This window comes from Frigoribacterium sp. VKM Ac-1396 (assembly GCF_015350895.1).
Taxonomy (GTDB): domain Bacteria; phylum Actinomycetota; class Actinomycetes; order Actinomycetales; family Microbacteriaceae; genus Frigoribacterium.
This window is the reverse complement of the sequence record NZ_JADKSD010000007.1, coordinates 1-437: the sequence shown is the minus strand read 5'-3', so window position 1 is coordinate 437 and position 437 is coordinate 1. Positions and strand designations below refer to the sequence as shown.

The window sequence follows — 437 nt, the reverse complement described above, 5'->3', positions numbered from 1 at the left end:
CCCAGAGTGGGCACACCGTAGACGAGCCCGAAGACGAACAGGGCGTGCGAGGTTCCCTGGTCGACGGCGAGGTGGGCGTTGCCACCGAGCAGGTTGGCCGCGGTGATCGACTGCCCCAGGGGGCCGAGGACGATCCAGAGGGTCGGGACCATGCCGGCCGGGCCGATCTTGTGCTGGGCCAGGCGTGACCAGATCAGCGTGATGATCACGATCGACGCCAGCAACGACAACCCGAACATCGCGTAGCACCCCCAGAGCATGTTCTGCCTGGCCTGCCCCGCGGGCAGGAAGGGCAGCAGCAGCGCACCGGTCGAGGCAGACACCATCGGGGGAACCACGGGCATGAGCCAGCCGCCGAACGCACTGTCGGGGGCCGTGTCGTGCCGGGTGAACGTCAGGTACGGGACCGCGATCGCGCTGACGAGGCCGAGCACCGT

1 pseudogene is annotated in these 437 nt (G+C 68.9%); it reads right to left on the bottom strand.

The features are described 5' to 3' along the window. A pseudogene (locus ITJ55_RS15830) lies at positions 1 to 437 on the bottom strand (C4-dicarboxylate ABC transporter); the annotation flags it as partial.